This is a genomic window from Parashewanella hymeniacidonis, from assembly GCF_016900895.1.
GTDB lineage: Bacteria > Pseudomonadota > Gammaproteobacteria > Enterobacterales > Shewanellaceae > Parashewanella > Parashewanella hymeniacidonis.
On record NZ_JAFEUN010000188.1, the window covers coordinates 1 to 4,420 of the forward strand.

Annotated in this window: 1 protein-coding gene; it reads right to left on the reverse strand. The window is 34.6% G+C overall.

Translation table 11 applies throughout. From position 1 onward, the window contains the following. Positions 1-509: 509 nt before the first annotated feature. Positions 510-4,223 carry an ankyrin repeat domain-containing protein gene (locus JQC92_RS21135; RefSeq protein ID WP_205001512.1) on the reverse strand — a complete coding sequence of 1,238 codons (3,714 nt, stop codon included), beginning with the start codon at positions 4,221-4,223 and terminating at the stop codon, positions 510-512. Positions 4,224-4,420 lie beyond the last annotated feature (197 nt).

Consider the following 4,420-nt stretch of genomic DNA (forward strand, 5'->3'; position numbering starts at 1 on the left):
TTTTAGCACCAAAAACGACCAGAAACCGTAGGTTCACTATATCATTTCTGGTCGAAATTGAATGTATCAAAGAGCTATATTGTATTATCGATCATAATGTTAGATTTTTTTCATAGCCGACTAGTTAAAAACTCTAACAATTAAAACAAATCTAGAGACATTGACTGATAGGTAAATCACGTCGATTGGTGCTACACCACCAGAAGTAAGGGATTGGTAACCGACATGTTTAAAACAAAATCTATAAGTAGTCATAAAGAATGCTTGACTAAACTGTTCCTAAAACGTGTAGCCTGAATTGACAGGCTACACTGATTCAATATAACGAGTCATTTTATGTTTAAAAATCGTTTCTTATATGACCATTCACCAGCCCCGTATTGACTTTTAGACCAAATAGTGGAATATCACTCAAAAGTGATACTCGCATCACAAAACAGCAGCGCTCTTGCGGTTATCAATGTCAATAAACGGGAATTTGAAATTGTCAATCCCCCTCTGGTGAATGGTTACTGATACAGGGGGCCTCTTTCTAGTAGCATTCTTAATACTTCAGTATTTTTTACACCATTATCTTCAAGGAAGCGCCTAAACCTATCGAAATAAATTGAATTCCCTCGCAGTTTAATTGGCGATTGCTTAGGCGTTCGCTCTTCAATAGCACGATATATTCTATCTGCAATGTCAAAATTGCCATTAATAAGAGCAATTATATAAGGTGTGATATATAGTCCATTAACATTATGTATCCCCACAATAAAGGTTAACGATGTGCCTTGTTGAATTAATAATTCTACTGCAGCATCTTGCCCATGCTTTGCAGCAAGACACAAAGGCGTATATTTGTTAACTATGCTATATTCCGCACTTATAAAACTGCTATTCAAACTCTTCATTTCATTCAGAGACTTAACTGAGCCATTAATGGCAGCAATATGACATGCATTCATCCCGTTAACAGTTTGTAACTGCACTTCTTGACTGCACGTCATAAGCACTTGAACTGCAAGATGCTTATCTTCTCGTGCTGCCAGCATTAAAGGTGAATATTGATAGAAGGGTGAATCAACTTTTTGAATAGTGGCTGAACATAACGCTTGGTGATTTTTAAACAATTCTAAAGCATAAGTATCTTGTTGCTCTGATGCGAGATGACAAGCCGTATAACCTCTTTCATCACATGACTTATCACTCTGTCCCTTTGTATCAGATAATATCCTGACTAAGCTCTTGTGACTTCTATGTTTTACTGCTAAAACTAATGGACTACTGTTTTCCGTTTTTGATTGTTCGTATACTTTAGGAAAATGCACTAATAAATAGTCCACCACACTGTCTGAATCTGAACACACGGCAACATCAAGAATCGTCTTACCTTTTATTCTGTCATCCATACTAGAGAGCAACTGTAAACTGCTGTCTTCAACTAAGTACTTCAAACACTCTAAACTATCTTTTTGTGCTGCGAAAAATAATAACTCTTCTTTTGTAAAATGTGTAACTCCTAATGTTGCCCCAACATCTAATAACGCTTTTAAATTTGAAAGATTGCAAAATTCCACTGCCAACATCACAGGACTTTTGTTATCGTCAGATGCAAAGTGATGAATATTTACTAGTTCATTATCCAAAATTAACTCTAAGGATTCTGACGGAGCAAATGCAATGATGTGATGTTGAGGTAGCCAACCTTCAATGTCTTTTTCAAACAATTTTTCACTTAGTTTTGGTAGCAAAAACTTAAAGGTTTTTGGGCATTTTGCTGAAAAATGCAAAAGATTTTTTTTACTTATTGGGCAAACAAAACTCAATTCTTGCTTTAATTCATTTTGTGTCAATACAGCTAGAGATAAAGCATCATTATCAACCTCAAGAATATGGGCTAATGGCGTTAGTCCACTCTCCAGTAGTCTACTAAAATCAAAGTCTTCCTTGCTAAAAATACATTTATCCAACCAAGAATATGGCTTTTTTTGAAGTGCTCGAGCTAATGGGCTTTCGCCTCGAATATTCAAATCAGACTGGTAAAGTAGCTCTGGATTCTTAGAGACAACTAACTTAAAAAACGCTATTGCATCTTCACCATCAACCACAAGTGCATAATGTAATAAGTTGTCTCCTGTGATGGGGTGAGGTCGACGTGCGAGTTCTGGAAACGTCTCTAATAATAAAATGGCCACATCAAACTGTTTGCTTTCAACGGCCGAATATAAGGCGGTATTACCATTTGTATCTCTCCGTTTTAATTCCTGAACCACACCTTCTTGCGAAATTAAAAATTGAATGATGTTTTTCCTACCTTGTTGACAAGCTAAATGCAGCGCAGTTTGACCAGTCTCTGTTTTTTGACTCATTACCTGAGGGTATTTATTTCCAATGCTATCAACTAAACTTAACTTGCCTGTATATACAGCATATAAATATGGCGTTATTCCATGCATCCATGGTTTAGCATCTAAGCTCCTTGAAAATAGAGAAGAGTCTATAAATATTTTAATCAATTCGGAATCATCACTTGAAAACATTGCTCTTATGAGACTACGGCTTTCTAGGCAATCACCAGCAAAGTTACGGTTTATATGCTCAAAACATTTATAAAAACACTTGCGTTCACTATCGGTGTTTTTCAAAGATTTTTCAGTAGAAGCATAAATAATCTTTAAATTCGCCTCAGAATCACCTGAACTTCGTAATAATGAATCTATCAATGCAGTATTTTTTGACTCAACTGCGATATTCCATAGATATTGATACGTTTCACCATCGAAATACCCCATGACTGCACTTAAATCAATATGTACTAGTTGTTCGCTATTTATTTTTTTTAATTTATTACTGAGCAAGCTAATGAGTTCAGTTTTGACTTTACCTATAGATGCTTCGCTTTTTAATTCTGTATGAAGCTCATCAACAACAGCGATTTGTTTTAAAATAAGTTGGATTTCTGGCAGCGGATTGAGCTGCTTAGAATTTACTTTTAACGCTTTTAAATCAGACAGTAAAAGCGTTGTTAATTCATGAATCAACATTTTGGAAAATTCACAATTTCTTCTTTGCAAATATTCAAAATATTTCTGCATCCTTTCTAGTTTGTCTAGTGACGCATCTTCTTGATAACATTTGACACTTGCTTCAGTAAGATCAGTCTTAACCATCTCTCGTAGGTTATTGGGGCTAAGAGAAAACAACAATTGAGTTAGCTCAAGAAGTGTTTGATAATTGTTACAATTAGATATTGCATGAGGTAAACATTTGAGTAAAAGTTTGCTTTTTAGTTCATTGCAACTTTCTGGCAGACTACCAATTTTTCTTATAATTTCAATATCAATGAATTTAATGTCATCAGTATTTATATTAATTTGCTGCTTTTGCACAAACTCATATAATTCAGCTTTCAAATCACTAGGAAAATTATCATCGATGGCTAATAAAATGTCGCATAATTGCGCAAGATCTCCCTCAGAAATGACCTGATTTATAACTTGAATATATATCTTTGCTTTTTCAAGTTCGTTTTTAATTAAGGGAGATAATATTTTCAAATCTGATAACGAAATTTTTTTATACTTATGAGAAGGTTCTGCTCCCTCAAGAATACAAAAAAATCCCTGCGAAACACTGACTAACTTTGAGTTATGGCTTACATTTAACTCAATAAATCTCCTCTTCAAATGTGGAACAGCAAAAGCTCTCTCAACCAGTTTTAGGTAACTTTTTTCGTCATCGGATAAGGATTCAAAAAAGTCATTTAAAGGTGAGTCAAAGACTTCGGAGAATAGCTCTGAACTTGGTAATCCAACAAGATGTTTTGATACTTCTTCTTCATGAAAAACATGAGGAGAAGACTTCACCATATTCCAGCATGTATTCTCAGGAGTAAAACTTAAAGATGTTTGTTCAGCTTGGTCATACGCACTTTGATAAACTCCCTTTGAAAACTCTAATGCTAACAAAGCGCTATAAAGGTAGCTCTCAGCTCTGATGTAACTCGCTCTACAATTAGCATTATTAAAAAGCTTATCAAGAATTAATCGTTTATTTTTGATGTCAATTGATTGATCAGATAATAAAAGTTGTAGCCTTTTTAAAGGAGCTTCTAATCTATCAGAAGCTGCATCGTTTCCTAACGCATAAAACAATGAAGATTCAAATATACTTTTTAAATCAGGATAATTTTCTGAAATGAATGAGTGAAGCGAAGTGTAAATTGAATCTTTCGTCAACGAGCTATCACCAACGTGATCGGGTTCATTTATAGAGTAAACTACTTGCCAATCACCACCATATGCTAATTGCCTTGTAACTATTCAGCACTCTGAAAGTTAAATGAACAAAATACCTGCACTCAACTCACTATTTTTCACGATCATTTGACCGATCTAATCATCATGTCATGCTGTTGATATCATTCATTGAGTTG